The 15,753-nt window shown below is 68.4% G+C and carries 12 protein-coding genes and 1 pseudogene; 7 read left to right on the top strand and 6 right to left on the bottom strand.

The genetic code is table 11. From position 1 onward, the window contains the following. A pseudogene (locus VGE03_RS14405) lies at positions 1-555 on the top strand (hypothetical protein); the annotation flags it as partial. Further along, positions 552-1,646 (top strand): DUF2336 domain-containing protein, encoded by a 1,095-nt coding sequence (locus tag VGE03_RS14400; protein ID WP_331047165.1) that lies wholly within the window; start codon positions 552-554, stop codon positions 1,644-1,646. The pseudogene VGE03_RS14405 and the gene VGE03_RS14400, both read left to right, overlap by 4 nt. 72 nt (positions 1,647-1,718) lie before the next feature. Here the strand turns inward: VGE03_RS14400 and VGE03_RS14395 are convergent, their stop codons facing one another. From VGE03_RS14395 to cysK, 4 genes are all read right to left on the bottom strand, one after another. Then, positions 1,719-2,147 carry a MucR family transcriptional regulator gene (locus VGE03_RS14395; protein WP_331047164.1) on the bottom strand — a complete coding sequence of 143 codons (429 nt, stop codon included), beginning with the start codon at positions 2,145-2,147 and terminating at the stop codon, positions 1,719-1,721. Positions 2,148-2,292: 145 nt separating this feature from the next. Then, positions 2,293-3,510: a DUF2336 domain-containing protein gene (locus VGE03_RS14390; RefSeq protein ID WP_331047163.1), complete on the bottom strand. Its 1,218-nt coding sequence runs from the start codon at positions 3,508-3,510 to the stop codon at positions 2,293-2,295. Between the two features lie 64 nt (positions 3,511-3,574). After that, positions 3,575-4,540 (bottom strand): copper chaperone PCu(A)C, encoded by a 966-nt coding sequence (locus VGE03_RS14385; protein ID WP_331047162.1) that lies wholly within the window; start codon positions 4,538-4,540, stop codon positions 3,575-3,577. 49 nt (positions 4,541-4,589) lie between these two features. Beyond that, positions 4,590-5,570, bottom strand: a complete 981-nt coding sequence (gene cysK, locus VGE03_RS14380) for a cysteine synthase A (RefSeq protein WP_331047161.1) — start codon at positions 5,568-5,570, stop codon at positions 4,590-4,592. 212 nt (positions 5,571-5,782) lie between these two features. Between cysK and VGE03_RS14375 the strand changes: the two genes are divergently transcribed. After that, positions 5,783-8,710: an ATP-binding protein gene (locus tag VGE03_RS14375; RefSeq protein WP_331047166.1), complete on the top strand. Its 2,928-nt coding sequence runs from the start codon at positions 5,783-5,785 to the stop codon at positions 8,708-8,710. Positions 8,711-8,723: 13 nt separating this feature from the next. Here VGE03_RS14375 and VGE03_RS14370 read toward each other — a convergent pair whose 3' ends face one another. Beyond that, positions 8,724-10,172, bottom strand: coding sequence for a methyl-accepting chemotaxis protein (locus VGE03_RS14370; protein ID WP_331047160.1), 1,449 nt, complete (start codon positions 10,170-10,172; stop codon positions 8,724-8,726). A 221-nt stretch (positions 10,173-10,393) separates the two neighbouring features. After that, the gene (locus VGE03_RS14365; protein ID WP_331047159.1) at positions 10,394-10,873 is read right to left on the bottom strand and encodes an Lrp/AsnC family transcriptional regulator; all 480 of its coding nucleotides are present in this window, start codon (positions 10,871-10,873) and stop codon (positions 10,394-10,396) included. 138 nt (positions 10,874-11,011) lie between these two features. On the opposite strand from VGE03_RS14365, the gene VGE03_RS14360 reads away from it, so the two are divergent. The 4 genes from VGE03_RS14360 to VGE03_RS14345 form a co-directional block, all read left to right on the top strand. Next, positions 11,012-11,881, top strand: a complete 870-nt coding sequence (locus VGE03_RS14360; protein WP_331047158.1) for a DMT family transporter — start codon at positions 11,012-11,014, stop codon at positions 11,879-11,881. 64 nt (positions 11,882-11,945) lie between these two features. Beyond that, positions 11,946-13,283: a flagellar protein export ATPase FliI gene (gene fliI, locus VGE03_RS14355; protein WP_331047157.1), complete on the top strand. Its 1,338-nt coding sequence runs from the start codon at positions 11,946-11,948 to the stop codon at positions 13,281-13,283. After that, complete coding sequence (locus VGE03_RS14350) at positions 13,283-13,702, top strand: flagellar export protein FliJ (RefSeq protein ID WP_331047156.1); 420 nt, start codon at positions 13,283-13,285, stop codon at positions 13,700-13,702. Before fliI ends, VGE03_RS14350 begins: the two co-directional genes overlap by 1 nt. Positions 13,703-13,784: 82 nt before the next feature. Continuing rightward, the coding region (locus VGE03_RS14345) for a hybrid sensor histidine kinase/response regulator (RefSeq protein WP_331047155.1) at positions 13,785-15,753 on the top strand (1,969 nt) is incomplete at its 3' end.

Here is a 15,753-nt window from a genome sequence, read left to right as displayed (position 1 = left end):
GCGCCCCCGGCTGTCGTCGCCCCCGCGCGCGCTCCGGCGCCTGTCAGCGCCGCTCCGGCCTACCTGCCCGAACAGGGCGGACGTGGTCAGCCCGTGCCGGCCGCCGTCGCCCTGCCGACGCCTGCGCCGGTCGCCGACGCCGCGCCCGCCGATCCCATGGCCCCGCGTCGCGATGCGCCGATCTTCCGCATCCAGCAGACGCCGCCGCCGGCAGTACAGCCCACCCCCTCAGCCGCGGCGTCCGCACAGCAGCCGGTCGCATCCGCGACGAATGCAGCGTCGGAACCTCGCCCGACCCTCGTGGCCACGGCGAACCCGGACGACCGCCCGGCCGAACAGGGCGCGCGATACTATTCGGTCCATCGTCAGACCGGCCGACAGCCGGATCCCGTGGCCATCCCCGAACCCACCTATGTCGACGCCCTCGCCATCACCACGCCCGTGACCCTCGCCTCCCAGGACCTCGCCCAGCCCGACCCGGGCCCCACCCTGATCCGCGACGCCCAGGGCCGCACCCGGGTCCAGCCCGCCGCGCCGGAAGGGGACTACCAGTGAGCGACACCAGCGCCGTGTCGCGCCTCCCCGACCTGATCGCCCTCGCCGAGGAAGGCTCCAGCGAGAAACGCCGGGCCTTGCTGCGTGAGCTGACCGAACATTTCTTCGGCGCGCCGACCCGCACCTCGACCGAGGACGACCTTTACGGCGCCGTTCTGGCCAAGCTGGCCGACGACATGGAGATCGCGGTCAGGACCGAGCTCTCGGCACGCTTCGCCAACGCGCCCGACGCGCCGCACGCCCTGATCCGTCGTCTGGCGAATGATGAGGCCGCCGTGGCCGGCGCCGTGCTGGCCCACTCGCCCGTCCTCACCGATGAGGATCTGCTGGGCGTCGTCCGCCATCACGGACAGGATCACCTCCGCGCCGTCTCCGCCCGTCCCTCGGTCTCGGAAGCCGTTTCCGACGTCATCGTGGAGCGCGGCGATGATGAGACGCTCGGGACCCTGCTGCGCAACGACGGCGCCCGCCTGTCGCGCAAGGCGTCCGAAGCCGCGGTCGAACGCGCCAAGGCCAACCCGGCCCTGCACGAGGCCACAGTGTCCCGCGCCGGCCTTCCGGCCGACCTGCTGAACGACATGTATTTCGTGGTCGAGGCCCGGCTGCGCAGCCAGATTCTCGAGCAGAACGCCCGCATGGATCCGGTCCTGCTCGATGCGGCGCTCGCCGCTGGTCGCACCCGGGTGGCCACGGACGACGGCGCCCTGCCGGCCGACTATTCGGAATGTCTGGCCTATGTTGAAGAGCTCAAGGCCGCCGGCCAGCTGACGCCCCGGATGCTGGCCCGCTTCCTGCGCTCCGGCAGCAAGACGTCCTTCCTGATCGCTCTGGCCCAGCTGTCGGACATCGACTTCCACACCGCGCGCCAGATTGTCGAGCGTCGCGAACTGGACGCCCTGGCCGTGGTCTGCAAGGCCGCGGACCTCGACCGCGCCCTCTTCCTGACCTACGCCGTGGTTCTTCTGAACGACGACGGCGACGCGATGGCCAAGGCGCACGCCTATGCCCGCATGTACGCCGAACTCAGCCGCGAGGCCGCCTTGCGCACCCTGCGGTTCTGGCGGATGCGCCGGGGGGCCCAGGCCGCCTGATCCGTTCACCGGACAACAAAAACGCCCGCCGGATCGCTCCGGCGGGCGTCTTCGTCTGCGCCGAAGCGCGGTTTACTTCTTGGCGCGACCCGCGCGGGCCGGCTTCCGGCCGCCCTGGCCGAGGCCCATCTGCTTGGCCAGGTCCGAACGCGCCTTGGCGTAGTTCGGGGCGACCATCGGATAGTCCTTCGGGAGGTTCCACTTGGCGCGGTATTCCTCGGGGCTCATGTTGTACTTGGTGCGCAGGTGACGTTTCAGCGACTTGAACTTCCGGCCGTCTTCCAGACAGATCAGGTAGTCCGGCGTGATCGACTTACGGACCGGAACGGCCGGTTCACGGGGCTCGGGTTCAGGCTCGACGACGCCCGTCGACACTTGGGACAGCGCCGCGTGGATGCTCGAGATCAGGCCCGGAACTTCCGAAGCCTGCACGTTATTGTTGCCGACATAGGCCGACACGATGTCGGCGGTCATCTCGAGCAGTTGCGAGTTGTCTTCCATGGTTTTCCCAGCCGGATTTTCTAGAATCGACTGGCGAACTCCCAGTCCTTGGTGGCTGTTTGAATAGAGTCGTTCGATTTTGAAAGCAATGCCGCGACGTAAGGCGGCCTGTTCAGACGAACTCGGCGCAGGTTGGGCCGCAAGCTCAGCGACCGAAGTTTTCCGCCAACGCCAGCATCGCCGCGCGTTCCGGAGCGGAATAATCGTCCAGCGCTTCTTCCTCACCGTCCCTGATGGCCTTCAGTAGAGCCGGGCTCAGCGCAGAGGAAAGAGACCAGTTCCAGTACCGCAAGACGGTCTGGGCGCGATCTACCGCCAACATCTCATAGGTGACCTGCACCCGTTCCCACAGCGGATCGGCCGTCCCGTCAGGCGTCAGCTCCGGTCGGCGCATCGACCGCCACAGGGACAGGAGATCATTTCGGCCCAGCCCGGTCGCCTTGCACAGGATGGCCAGGGGTTCGCCACCCGGATCGCCCAGTATCTTGGCGCCCGTGATCGGCTTCACACCGGAAAGGTAGGCGATCTCGGTCGCGATCTCGCGCGACAGTCCTCGTTGTCCGGCGGCGGTGACCGCTTCCTCCAGACCGTTGTAGGGGCTCTTTTCGATGGCCGCGCGGTTGCGCTGGCGACGCTCGATGAACTGCAGGGCCTTGCGCGAGACCGGGTCCTGCCAGCCTTCCTCTGCGGCCATGGCGAAGACGTCCTCCGCCACCTCCTGCATCACCTCGCGCGACACGGCGAAGCGCTGCAGAATCGTGCGCCGGTCTTCGGGGCCCGACCACCAGAACATCACATAGGCGCCCGACGGGCGAAGCTCCGGGCGTTTCAGCAGATGGCCGCACAGATGGCGCTCGGTCCGGCTGAGGCTGACCACCCCCTCGATCGCGACCTGGCTCAGCCGCGCCGTGTTATTGCGCAGCACAGCCTCGATCACCTGCGCCTCACCGAAGCTCAGCAGGGTCTCGCAAACCACCTCGGAAAGGCCGCGGCGGTTGGCCATCATGAAGCGATGCTCGGCGCTCGCATCACGCGCGCAGGCCACGAGATCGGCGTCCGACAACGAGGCGCACTGTTCGATCAGCAGTCCGGCGATCTCCGGCTCGTCCCTCAGCAGCATGCGGGCCAGGGCGTTCGGCAACTCGGCCAACGGCGCCAGCCGCGCGGCGACCCGACGACGGTCCTCCGGCGACGCCAGTCGCAGCATCTCAACCAGCAGATCGCCCGTCACCGAGCGCTCGAAGGCGTTGATCCGGCTCGCCGGCAGGGACACGACGTCCGCCAGCCGCTTCAGCAGCGCATGGCGCGCGCGAAGGGCCGCGACGGGCGCAGTCTCCTCGGGCAGGGCGGCGGGTTCGGACATATCCGGCAGAGGGTACAGCCGACGCGGTTAACCGGCTGTGACGCCCGGGCGTTCAGGCGCGCCCTCAGTCAAACGCCGCCCAAGCCGCTCGCGTGTCCTCGACCAGCCGGAAGTCCGTGGTCAGCTCGCCCGCATCCCTGAAGCGCAGCGTGACCGAGACCTTCCCGTCCATAGCGCGCGCGGGATCGTAACCGATCAGCATCAGATGCAGGTCGCTGCCCGGCCGGACCTCCAGCGCGCCCGCGCCGGGCACGCCCCAGGTCGGATCGGTCACCATGTCGACCTCGTCGCCCTCGCGGTAGATGCGATGCAACTCCACCCGCTCGGCGCAGGTGCAGCTAACGCCGATCAGCGCGTCGGCCGCGCCGCCGTTGGCGACCGCCAGATAGCCGGCGACAGACTCTCCCGCCGTGTCGACGCCTCGCACGATCCGTCGGCTCAGCACCAATCCGCCGATGCCGGCCCGGTCCTCAAGCGCCCGCGCCGGAAGCGGCGGCATCAGCACGGTCGCAGCCGGGTCCTCGCGATAGTCGAAGCCGCCCGTCTGGACCCACTGCCCGTCCCGTTCGATGCTGGCCCGCGCCTGCCGGACGCCGTCGACCGTGGTCATCACCGACCGGATGCGTTCCAGCCCCTCGACGCCGTGAACGGTCTCATCGATCTCGAAACCGCCGCCGACCACCGGGCGCATCGTCCCGGTCGTGTGGAAGCCGCCGGTCGTGAAGTAATGGAAAATGTAGCCGTCGGTCTCCTTGTCGCGGAAGATCAGCGTCTCACCGGCGTAGGCGCCGCCGTTGACGGAGTGGGTCACGCGCACGGCATGGCCGCCGATGGCCCACTCCCAGTGCTGGATGTCCTCCACCGCGTTCGGACCGATGCCTGTCCCGCGGTAGGTCCGTCCGATCAGCGGTTCGAACGGCGCATAGGCGTCACGCCCCGACGTCGCGGCGGGCAGGTCCGCCGGCTGCGCCAGGATCACCGAAGGCCAGAGCAGGCCCACCAGCACGGCCAGAAACGACAGGTGACGCATCACTCCCTCCCTCTGGCCGCCCGGTCTCACCCGACGCGTGCCGAAGACGTCACAGCCCTTCGAACAGGGCGGTGGACAGATAACGTTCCGCGAAGCTCGGGATGATGGCGACGATGGTCTTGCCCGCGTTCTCCTCGCGCGCCGCCAGCCGGAACGCGGCCGTCAGGGCCGCGCCGGACGAAATGCCGACCGGGATCCCCTCCACCCGCGCCGCCTTGCGGGCCATCTCGAACGCATCCTCGTTCGAGACCTGCTCGACGCCGTCGATGATCGCGCGATCCACGATCGACGGAATGAAGCCGGCGCCGATACCCTGGATCTTGTGCGGGCCCGGATCACCACCGGACAGGACCGGCGAGGCGGTCGGCTCGACCGCGATCATCTGCACGGACGGCTTCTTCGCCTTCAGCACCTGACCGACGCCGGTAATGGTGCCGCCGGTGCCGACCCCGGCCACCACGATGTCGACCGCGCCGCCGGTATCGGCCCAGATTTCCTCGGCCGTGGTCTCACGGTGGATCGCCGGGTTGGCCGGATTGTCGAACTGGGCGGGGCTGACGGCGCCGGGCGTGCGCTCCAGCAGTTCCTGCGCCATGGCGATGGCGCCCTTCATCCCCTTCTCCGCCGGCGTCAGCACCAGCTCGGCTCCGAGCAGGGCCAGCATCTTGCGGCGCTCCATTGACATGCTCTCGGGCATGACGAGGATCAGCTTGTAGCCCTTGGCCGCCGCCACGAACGCCAGGGCGATGCCGGTGTTGCCGCTGGTCGGCTCGATCAGCACGCTGCCCGGGCCGATCTTCCCGGACTGTTCCAGGGCCTCGATCATCGCCACGCCGATCCGGTCCTTCACCGAGGCGATCGGGTTGAAGAACTCCAGCTTGGCCAGAACCCGGGCCTTGGGCTGCTGCTCCGCCGACAGGCGCGGCAGGCCGACCAGCGGCGTGTCGCCGATGGTCTCGATGATCGAGTCATAAATCTTGCCGCGGCCGGACTTGCGATGGCGGCTGGCGTCGTACGAGGCGTCGGACATGGGGAGGTCTCCGGGCGGCGTTTAGCATGACATTAAAGCACGTTCCGAGCGACGGAACCTCACGGATCTGGGGAAAGTGCATCGTCTCGCAATGGCACGGTGAAGCCTTTACGAAAGTGAGGCGTTGGGCGATCAGCGGCGAGTAACGCCGGGGGAGAGTGACACTGTCCGAGACGCCTGCCGATATCGCCTTCCTCGACCGTGGAGGCGAGATGGCCGGACGCATCCGTGCGTTCGACTGGTCCCGCACGTCGATCGGTCCGATCCAGGCGTGGCCGCAGAGTTTGCGCACGGCTGTCGGCCTGCTCGTCGCCGCCCCCAATCCGATGGTTCTGCTCTGGGGCCAGGAAGGGCTCCTGATCTACAACGACGGCTACGCCCGCTTCGCCGGTCGCCGTCACCCGGAATTGCTCGGCATGGGCGCCCGCGAGGGCTGGCCCGAGATCGCCGACTTCAATGACGGGAATATTCGCCGCGGCCTCGCCGGGGAATCCTGGTCCCTCAAGGATCAGGAGCTGGTGCTGGACCGGGCCGGCGTCCCGGAACCCGGCTGGATGGATCTGGACTACGTCCCGGTCCCGGACGAAAGCGGGCGGCCCGCCGGCATCATGGTCTTCGTCACCGAGACCACCGACCGCCTCCTTGCTGAAAAACAACGGACCGAGACCGACACCCGGCTTCAGCTCGCGCTGTCCGCGGGACGGGGCATCGGGGCCTGGGACTGGGACATCAAGGCCGACCTCGTTCGCGCCGATGAACGGTTCGCCCGCCTCTACGGCGTCGATCCCGTCCGCGCCGCCACGGGCGCGCCGATCTCCGAGTTCTTCGCGGGCATCCATCCCGAGGACCTGCCCGCGGTGCAGACCGGCATCAACCGCGCCCTGGCCGCAGGCGGCGCCTTCAGCGGCGAATACCGGCTCATTCGTCCAGACGGAGACGTTCGCTGGCTCCAGGCGGAAGGTCGCGTCGAGCTGGACGATGACGGTCAGCCCAGCCGCTTCCCGGGTGTCAGCTTCGACATCAGCGACCGCAAGGCCGTCGAATCCCGCCTGCGTTTCCTCGACGCCCTGCAGGTCCAGGTCGCCCGCCTGACCGAGGCGCAGCAGGTTCTGGCGGTCACCACCCGTCTGACCGGCGAATATCTGGGCGCCTCCGTCTGCGCCTACGCCAACATGGACGCCGACCAGGACGGGTTCACGATCCGCGGCGACTGGGCCGCCGAGGGATCGACCACCATCGTCGGGCACTACAGCCTCGCCGACTTCGGCGAACAGGCCGTCAGCGAACTCCGCGCGGGGCGGCCGCTGATCGTCAACGACAACCGCAAGGAACTGCCGCCCGAGGCCGCCGCGACCTTCCAGTCGATAGGCCTGTCCGCGACGATCTGCATGCCGCTGGTCAAGGACGGGGTCCTGACCGCGCTGATGGCGATCCACCACAAGCAGCCGCACGTCTGGACTGCCGACGAGCTGTCCACCATCCGGCAGGTCGTCGAGCGCTCATGGGCTCACGTCGAGCGGGTCCGCTCCGAACTCGAACGCCGGGAAAGCGACACGCGCTACGAGGCCCTCTTCAACGCGATCGACGAGGGCTTCTGCATCATCGAATTCTTCGATGGTCCGCACGGCCCGCTCAGCGACTACATCCACGTCGAGGCGAACGAGGCCTATGCGATCAATGCGGGCATTCCCGACGTGGTCGGCCAGAAGGTCCGCGAGATGGTCGGCGAAGAGGCTGACGAATGGGTTCGCCGCTACCGCGAGGTGCTCGTCACCGGCCGCCCGATCCGCTTCGAGAAGGAGCTGGAGAAAACCGGCCGCTGGCTCGAACTCGCCGCCTTCCGTATCGAGCCCGCGTCGCGCAAGCAGGTCGCCGTTCTGTTCAAGGACCTGACCGCCCGCCGTCAGGCCGAGAAGGCGCTCAAGACCCTGAACGAGACGCTCGAACAGCGGGTCGAGGAACGCACCACCGAGCTGATGCGCGCGGAAGAGGCCTTGCGTCAGTCCCAGAAGATGGAAGCAGTCGGACAACTGACCGGCGGCATCGCCCACGATTTCAACAACCTGCTCGCCGGCATCTCCGGCAGCCTTGAACTGCTGCAGCGTCGCCTGCAGGAGGGCCGCCTCGCCGGCGTCGAACGCTACATCGACGCCGCCCAAGGCGCGGCGCAACGGGCCGCGGCCCTGACCCAGCGCCTGCTCGCCTTCTCCCGTCGCCAGACCCTCGACCCGAAACCCATCGCCGTGAACCGTCTGATCAACGGCATGGAAGACCTGATCCGCCGGACCATGGGACCGGACATCGAGGTCGAGGTCGTCGGCGCGGCCGGGCTGTGGACGACGCGGGTCGATCCGTCCCAGCTCGAGAACGCCCTGCTCAACCTGTGCATCAACGCGCGGGACGCCATGGCGCCGAACCCGGGACGCCTGACCATCGAGACCGCCAACAAATGGCTGGATGACCGCGCGGCGAAGGAGCGGGACCTGACGCCGGGCCAGTATGTGTCGCTGTGCGTCACAGATACCGGCTCGGGCATTCCCGCCGACATCGTCGACAAGATCTTCGACCCCTTCTTCACCACCAAGCCCATCGGTCAGGGGACCGGCCTGGGCCTGTCGATGATCCACGGCTTCGTGCGGCAGTCCGGCGGGCAGGTCCGCGTCTATTCAGAGCCGGAGAAGGGCACGACGATGTGCCTCTACCTCCCCCGCTACACCGGCGCCCTCAGCGCGGTCGATCCGCTCGACCCGGTGATCGCCGGCCATCCGGGGCACGGCGAAACCATCCTGGTGATCGACGACGAACCGACGGTCCGGATGCTCGCCGCCGAGGTTCTGGGCGATGCGGGCTATACAGTGATCGAGGCCGTCGACGGTCCGGCGGGCCTGCAGGTGCTGAACAGCGACGTCCGCATCGACCTCTTGGTCACCGACGTCGGCCTGCCCGGCGGTCTGAACGGGCGTCAGGTCGCGGACGCCGCCCGGATCCAGCGCCCGGACCTGAAGGTCCTGTTCATCACCGGCTATGCGGAGAACGCCGCCGTCGGCAACGGCCTGCTCGACCCGGGCATGGCCGTGCTGACCAAGCCGTTCGTAATGACCGATCTGGTCAACAAGGCGGGCGAGCTGATCGACAGCTAGGCGGCGGGAGGGGTCAGAACTCCTCCCAGCCCTCACCGACCGCCGGTCCCCCCGCGACCGCCGCGCCGCCGCCCGCGAAGGCGACCAGTCGCGCCCGCTCGCGCGCCAGCGGTGCGGGCGCCCCCGGCCTGGGCTTCAGCGTATGGACGACGGGCCCTTGGGGCGCCCGCTCACCGGTTTCGAAGCGGTCGACCAGCGCCGCGAGCTGCGCCGCCTCGGTCTTCAGATTGGCCGCGGCCGCCGTGGTCTCCTCAACCATGGCCGCGTTCTGCTGGGTGACCTGATCCATCTGGTTGACGGCGGTGTTGACCTGCTGAAGGCCGGTCGCCTGCTCCTGGGCCGAGGCCGAAATCTCGGACACCAGCGCATCCATCTCCGCCACGCGGACCCCGATCGCGGACAGCGCCGAGCCCGCTTCATCGACCAGCTTCACCCCCGCCGCGACCTGGTTGGTCGAGGTCTGGATCAGGGTCTTGATCTCCTTGGCGGCTTCCGCGGAACGCTGGGCCAGCGACCGGACTTCCGAGGCCACCACGGCGAAGCCGCGGCCCGAGTCGCCCGCCCGCGCCGCCTCGACGCCGGCGTTCAGGGCCAGCAGGTTGGTCTGGAAGGCGATCTCGTCGATGACCCCGATGATCTCGCCGATCTGCACCGAACTCTTCTGGATTTCGTCCATCGCGGTGATCGCATTGCGCACCACCTCGCCGGACCGCTCGGCTTCCGACCGGGCTCCGGCCGCGGCGTCCGAGGCCTTGCGGGCGCCTTCGGCGCTCCGCTTCACCGTGGCGGTGATCTCGTCCAGCGCCGCCGCCGTCTCCTCCAGACTGGCCGCCTGTTGCTCGGTTCGGCGGGACAGGTCGTCCGACGCCGTCGAGATTTCGTCCGAACCCCCGCGGAGCCCGCCGACCGCTTCGGTCACCTGCTCCAACGCCGCCCGGAGGCTGCCCACGGCCGAGTTGTAGTCGTCGCAGATGCGCTGGTGCGCGCCGCTCATCTCGCCCTCGACCCGCGTCGTCAGGTCACCGTCCGACAGTCGCGACAGACTGTTCGCCAGCGCATCGACCAGGGTCGTCTGCGCCTGTTCGGCCTGCACCCGGGCGGCCTCGCGACGGTTGTTCTCCTGCTCCTCGCGGGTGATGTCGACCGCCAGCTTGATGACCCGCACCGGACGACCGTCCGGGCCCATGATCGGGTTGTAGGTGGCCTGCAGCCAGACCTCCCGACCGCCCTTGGCCAGACGCCGGAACTTGCCCGCCGCGAACTGGCCTTCGTTGAGCGAGCGCCAGAAGGCGCTGTATTCGCCCGACGCGGCCTCCGACGGCTCCATGAAGTTGCGGTGATGCGTCCCGCGGATTTCCTCGATGGCGTATCCCATCGTCAGCAGGAAGTTCTCGTTGGCGCCGATAATGGTCCCGTCGAGATTGAACTCGATCACCGCCTGGGATCGGCCGATCGCGGCCATCCGGGCCTCAAGCTCGTCGACACGATTCTGGATTGCACTGGACTGACGACGCACCGCGTTAAACATCGGAACCTCCCCATCAAGCGACCATCAGAGGTCGCCACCCATGATTGAATAGTTCCGTCAGTGAACTTTATGATGAGTTGTCCTTCCGTTAAGGACAAACACCTAGAGCCTCGTTCAGCCCCGCTTAGGTTTCGAGTACTGCCGTTAGCCGACAATCAGCTGATCACCGCCCGCGCCGGGTCGAAGCCGACGACCTCCCGGATCACGATCATGCTCTGGTAGGCCCTGACGCCCTTCTCGGGAGTCATCTCCCGAATGCCGAAGGCCTCGTACTCCGCCATGGAGCGGACAGCGACGGTGACCAGATAATCGGTCGGACCCGTCACATCCCAGCAGCCCTGCACCTCCGGGCTCGCGCGCATGAAGTCCTGAAAGGCGTTCATGACGCGGCGCTCCTGGGTGTTCATCTCCACCAGGACATGCAGGACGATGCGCGGCTCCACCCGCGCCGGATCGATAACCGACACGTCGGCGACGATCACGCCCTCGGCGCGCAAACGGCGCAAACGGCGCAGCACCGCAGACTCGGAAAGCCCCACCGCCTCCGCCGTCACCCGCGCCGGTTCCAGATTGTCCCGCCGCACCCGAGCGAGGAGCTTGTGGTCAAAGGCGTCGAGAGTGGCGAATTCCATCATCATGCACCCATTGGAGACGATTTCAGTCGATCAACAGCCTGAAATCGCCGGGAAGCGCAACGCCTTCCGGTCTATGCTCCGGTCATGTCGATCGCTGGCGCGCACCGCTCACTGTCCTCCCCCGCAGTCGCGGGCGCCATGCCCTATGCAGCCCTCCTCGCGGGCATGGTTTCGCTGGCGATCGGCACCTCCTTCGCCAAACAGCTCTTCCCGGTCATCGGGGCCGAAGGCACCTCGGCGCTCCGCGTCGGCCTGTCCGCCCTCATCCTGATCGCGGTCTGGCGTCCCTGGCGTTTCCGCCTGACGCGCTCCGACGCCGGACAGGTGCTGCTGTACGGTCTGGTTCTCGGCCTGATGAACCTCAGCTTCTACATGTCGCTGCGGACCATCCCGCTGGGCCTCGCCATCGCCATCGAGTTCTCCGGTCCCCTCGTGCTGGCCCTGGTCCACGCCCGCCGTCTGATCCATTTCGTCTGGATCGCCTGCGCCGTCGCGGGTCTGGGCATGCTGCTGCCGATCTGGAGCGGGGCCCATGCGCTCGATCCGGCGGGCGTCGCCTTCGCCGCCTTCGCGGGCCTGTGCTGGGCGCTCTACATCATCTTCGGCAAGCGCCTGTCGCACATGCACGCCGGCCAGTCGGTCGCCCTGGGCATGAGCACCGCCGCCCTGGTCATCCTGCCGTTCGGCGTGGTCAGCGCGGGAACCAGCCTGCTGCTGCCGTCCGTGCTCGCGATCGGCGTCTGCGTCGCCATCGCCTCCAGCGCCCTGCCCTATTCGCTGGAAATGATCGCCCTGCGCCACATCCCCAAACGCACCTTCGGCGTCCTGCTGTCCGGCGAACCCGCCGTCGGCGCGATCGCGGGCCTCATCATCCTGCACGAGCGGCTCAGCAGCCTGCAGTGGCTGGCCATCGGCTTCATCATCATCGCCTCGGTCGGCGCCATCCTGACCACCGGCCGCGACACGGCCGAACAGCCCGCCGATGCGCCTGTTCCCACAGTGAACTGAGCTGATCTTCACCTTCGATTAACCACGTTCCCCGCATCCGTGGAGACCTGTTCAGGGGCTCCGTTTGCGCAATCTCGCCGCCGCCGTCGAAGCGATCGACCCGCTGGTCGTGACCGGCAAGGTCGCGGGTGTCAGCGGCCTGCTGATCGAGTCCCGCGGCGGCCTCAGCCGCCTCGCTGTCGGCGCCCGCGCCGAGATCGAGCGGGGACGCGGCCTCAATCCCCTGCCCGCCGAGGTCGTCGGCTTCCGCGACGCCAAGGCCCTGCTGATGCCCTTCGGTCCGGTCGAGGGCGTGGCCCCCGGCGCGGACATCCGGATCATCGACACCGCCGCCAGCGTCCGCCCGACCACCGCCTGGCTGGGCCGGATCATCGACGCCTTCGGCAACCCCATCGACGGCAAGGGCCCGCTGCCGCAAGGCCCCGCCGCCTATCCACTTCGCGCGCCGCCGCCGCCCGCCCACTCGCGCGGCCGGGTCGGTGAACGCCTCGATCTGGGCGTCCGCTCGATGGACGTCTTCACCACCACCTGCCGGGGTCAGCGCCTGGGCATCTTCGCCGGCTCGGGCGTCGGCAAGTCTGTGCTGTTGTCGATGCTGGCCAAGGAAGCCACCTGCGACGCCGTCGTCGTCGGCCTGATCGGCGAGCGGGGCCGCGAGGTCCGAGAGTTCGTCGAAGAGACCCTGGGCGAGGACGGCCTGCGCCGCGCTGTCGTCGTGGTCGCCACCTCGGACGAGCCGGCCCTGACCCGCCGCCAGGCCGCATATATGACTCTGGCGATCAGCGAGTACATGCGCGACCAGGACCAGGAAGTCCTGTGCCTGATGGACTCGGTCACCCGCTTCGCCATGGCCCAGCGCGAGATCGGCCTGGCCGCCGGCGAGCCGCCGACCACCAAGGGCTACACGCCCACCGTCTTCACCGAGTTGCCGAAGCTCCTGGAGCGCGCCGGCCCCGGCCCGATCCGCGCCGATGGCACCACGGCCGCCCCGATCACCGCCCTCTTCACCGTGCTGGTGGACGGCGACGACCACAACGAGCCGATCGCCGACGCCACGCGCGGTATCCTTGACGGTCACATCGTCATGGAGCGCGCCATCGCCGAACGCGGCCGCTTCCCGGCGATCAACGTCCTGAAGTCGATCAGCCGGACCATGCCGGGCTGCCAGCACCAGCACGAACGCGACATCGTCAAGGGCGCGCGCCAGGTGATGTCGGCCTACGCCAACATGGAAGAACTGATCCGGATCGGCGCCTACCGCGCCGGAGCCGACCCTGTCGTCGACCGCGCGATCCGCCTGAATCCGGCGATCGAAGCCTTCCTTAGCCAAGATAAGGAAGAAGCAACTTCTCTGGACGACTCTTTCGGCTACCTGGGGCAGATCCTGGCGAGTGAGTACTGATGACCAAGTGGGCCGCCTCGCTAATCCGCATCTCGAACCACGAGGTCGAGACGCTGCAAAAACGCCTCGCCGAGATCACTGAACGCCGCATGGCCGCCGAGTTGCGCATCTCCATGCTGGACGCCGAGGCTGAGGCCGAAGCCAAGAGCGCCGAGGGCGACCCCAGCGCGGGCTGGTACATGATCGGCTACCGCGAGGGCTACAAGCGCCGCCGCGCCGACATGCTGGTCCAGATCGACCAATGCCACGCCGAAGAAGTCGGGGCCCGCGACGCCCTGTCCGAGGCGTTCGAGAACCTCAAGAAGTACGAACACGTCGCCGAACAGGCCAAGGTGCTGGCCGCCAAGAAGCTGGGGGCCTTCGAGGCCGCCCAGATGGACGAGGTCAGCATCCGCCGCGCCGCCATGGCCGGCCGGTAAGCAAGTTCCGCCCGGCGCTTAACCAAACGCCGACCTTTTGCCGATCATAGTTTCCGGATCGTCAGGCAAGGAGGGGTTCGGCGTGACGACCGGTGCGTTAAGGGGACATGAGATCAGCGGCTGGACAAAGCCCGTCGCCCTGACTTGCGCCTATTTCGCCGGACTGACCTACAGCCTCTTCCTGGCCGGCGCGACCCACAACATCCCCACGATCTGGACAGCCAACGCCATCGCCATCGCCGCCATGATGGTGCTGCGCCGGCGCGAAGCCATCGGCTTCCTGATCGCCACCAACTTCCTGCACATCACCTTGGAAATGTTGATCGGCGCCCCACCGCGCTTCGTGCTGCTGGTGGCGGTGCTGGACACCATCCAGACCGTCGGCGCCGCCGCCCTGCTGCGCTGGATGCGCGTGCCGTCCAAGGTGCGAGACCCACGCGGCCTGCTCATGGTCATCGCCGTGGCCTCGGCCTTGACCGCCGTCAGCTCCGTCGGCGTCAACGGCTTGCTGGCCCTCAGCGGCGGCCGACCGTTCTTCGCCGGCTGGAGCGAGTGGACCACCTCAAACGTGCTGGGCGTCGCCATCGCCCTGCCGGTGGTGCTGATCCTGATGGATCATCGCCACCGGGAAGGGTTCCACGTTCGCGCGCTGGAGGCCGGCGCCACCCTGCTGCTGGTGTTGGCCATCTCGGCCGTGGTCTTCGCTACCGATGCGGACTACCAGGTGCTGCTGTTCGCCCCCGCCCTTCTGGCCGCCTTCCGGGGCGGTCCGCGCTTCGTGGCCGTGGTGGTGACGATCTCTATGGCCATGGCCATTCCCGCCGTGCTCCACCGCACGGGCCTGGACATCAAGGTCGCCCTGCCGCCCCTGCGACACGCGCTTGTTTTCCACATCGTGCTCTACGCCGTCAGCATGGTCGCCGCCCTGGCGCTGGGCCGCCAGGCGCGCCTGCAGGCCCTGCTGGTTCGCCGCCAGGCGGCAGCCCGCGCCGCCCAGGCAAAGGCCCTGGCCGCCAGCCAGGCCAAGTCGGACTTCCTGGCCACGATCAGCCACGAGATCCGCACCCCGCTGAACAGCATCCTGGGCTTTGCCGGACTGGTGGCCGACGACCCGCACCTGTCAGTCGTCAACCGTCGCCGCCTGGACCTAGTCGCCCGCGCCGGCCGCTCGCTGGCCGAGATCGTCGGCGACCTGCTCGACTTCGCCAAGGTCGAGGCCGGCCGACTGGACCTGACCCTGGCCCCGACCACGCCCTCGGCCCTGCTGCGCGACGCCGTGGCCATCATCGCTCCGGACGCGGCCGCCAAGGGCCTGACCGTACGGACGGTCATGGAAGCCTCGGGCGAAGCCGATGTCGATGCGACTCTGGCCCTGGACGAAACCCGCCTGCGTCAAATCTTGCTGAACCTCTTGGCCAACGCCCTGAAGTTCACCGCCGAGGGCGAAGTGACCGCCCGCCTCACCGCCGGTCCAGCCCCGGGCCAGCTGCGCTTCGAAGTGACCGACACCGGCATCGGCATCGCGCCCGAAGTGCAGGCCCGCCTTTTCCAGCGCTTCTCGCAGGGCGACAGCTCGATCAGCCGCAGCTATGGCGGTACGGGCCTGGGCCTGGCCATCAGCAAGGCCCTGATCGGCCGCATGGGCGGCGAGATCGGTGTCGAGAGCCAGCTGGGCCAAGGCGCGCGCTTCTGGATCGAGCTGACCGCCGAACCCGCGGCCGAAGCCGAGCCTGCTACCGTCCCGGCGCCAAAGACGGCCACTGACCGCGCCGCCCGCGTGCTGCTGGTCGACGACCACCCCATGAACCGCGAGCTGGGCAAGGCGCTGCTGACCCTGGCGGGCTGCGACGTGGTCACCGCCGACGACGGCGCTCAGGCGCTGGAAGCCGTGCAGGCCGACAGTTTCGATCTGGTGCTGATGGACGTCCACATGCCGCGCATGGATGGCCTGACCGCGACCCGCGCCATCCGCGCCCTGCCCGGCCCGCTGGCCGCCATCCCGATCATCGCCCTCAGCGCCGATGTCCTTCCCGAGCAGATCGCCCGCTGCC

It is taken from the genome of Brevundimonas sp., assembly GCF_036400995.1.
Classification (GTDB): domain Bacteria; phylum Pseudomonadota; class Alphaproteobacteria; order Caulobacterales; family Caulobacteraceae; genus Brevundimonas.
The sequence above is the reverse complement of the archived record's forward strand: the minus strand, read 5'-3'. Positions and strand labels throughout refer to the sequence as shown.

Excerpts from the sequence above, each read along its gene's own strand:
- VGE03_RS14395 (WP_331047164.1), bottom strand. The coding sequence starts at position 2,147 with ATGGAAGACAACTCGCAACTGCTCGAGATGACCGCCGACATCGTGTCG.
- VGE03_RS14390 (WP_331047163.1), bottom strand. The coding sequence starts at position 3,510 with ATGTCCGAACCCGCCGCCCTGCCCGAGGAGACTGCGCCCGTCGCGGCC.
- VGE03_RS14385 (WP_331047162.1), bottom strand. The coding sequence starts at position 4,540 with ATGCGTCACCTGTCGTTTCTGGCCGTGCTGGTGGGCCTGCTCTGGCCT.
- cysK (WP_331047161.1), bottom strand. The coding sequence starts at position 5,570 with ATGTCCGACGCCTCGTACGACGCCAGCCGCCATCGCAAGTCCGGCCGC.
- VGE03_RS14375 (WP_331047166.1), top strand. The coding sequence starts at position 5,783 with ATGGCCGGACGCATCCGTGCGTTCGACTGGTCCCGCACGTCGATCGGT.
- VGE03_RS14370 (WP_331047160.1), bottom strand. The coding sequence starts at position 10,172 with ATGGCCGCGATCGGCCGATCCCAGGCGGTGATCGAGTTCAATCTCGAC.
- VGE03_RS14365 (WP_331047159.1), bottom strand. The coding sequence starts at position 10,873 with ATGATGGAATTCGCCACTCTCGACGCCTTTGACCACAAGCTCCTCGCT.
- VGE03_RS14360 (WP_331047158.1), top strand. The coding sequence starts at position 11,012 with ATGCCCTATGCAGCCCTCCTCGCGGGCATGGTTTCGCTGGCGATCGGC.
- VGE03_RS14350 (WP_331047156.1), top strand. The coding sequence starts at position 13,283 with ATGACCAAGTGGGCCGCCTCGCTAATCCGCATCTCGAACCACGAGGTC.